Annotated in this window: 1 protein-coding gene; it reads right to left on the reverse strand. The window is 43.4% G+C overall.

Going from position 1 to position 399, the window contains the following annotated elements; genetic code table 11:
• A partial coding sequence (locus tag EBL85_RS16930) for a LysM peptidoglycan-binding domain-containing protein (protein ID WP_223806204.1) occupies positions 1-364 on the reverse strand: 364 nt, incomplete at its 3' end.
• Positions 365-399 lie beyond the last annotated feature (35 nt).

Here is a 399-nt window from a genome sequence, read left to right on the forward strand (position 1 = left end):
ATCTAGGAAATACATGGACAATATCCTCTCCTTTCGGAAAGTAATATAAGCGCAGCTCGGCTAGATTAATAACGATACCTTTATAAGGTACGTCTGGGAGGATTAGCTGTGTCGGAATAGTAAGAACATGCCCCTCTTCTGGTAAGAAGGGATCCACGCCTTTGTTTGCGGCCATTAAACCTAGCATACCCACATCGTAGAGCTTAGCGATATTTGCCATGGTTTCGCCTTCTTGAACGACGTGGTTTTCAAGGCGACCAATTAAACGGCTTCCATCCTCTGGTAATTCGTACATCTTAGCGAATGATAGACCACTCACTAAAGATAACGACACAGATAGCAGGGTACGTTTTGCGAAACTCATTGATCGCTTTTTGCTAAGCATTTCACTCTATTCCT

The organism is Marichromatium sp. AB32, from assembly GCF_003718675.1.
In the GTDB taxonomy this organism is placed as follows: domain Bacteria; phylum Pseudomonadota; class Gammaproteobacteria; order Chromatiales; family Chromatiaceae; genus Marichromatium; species Marichromatium gracile.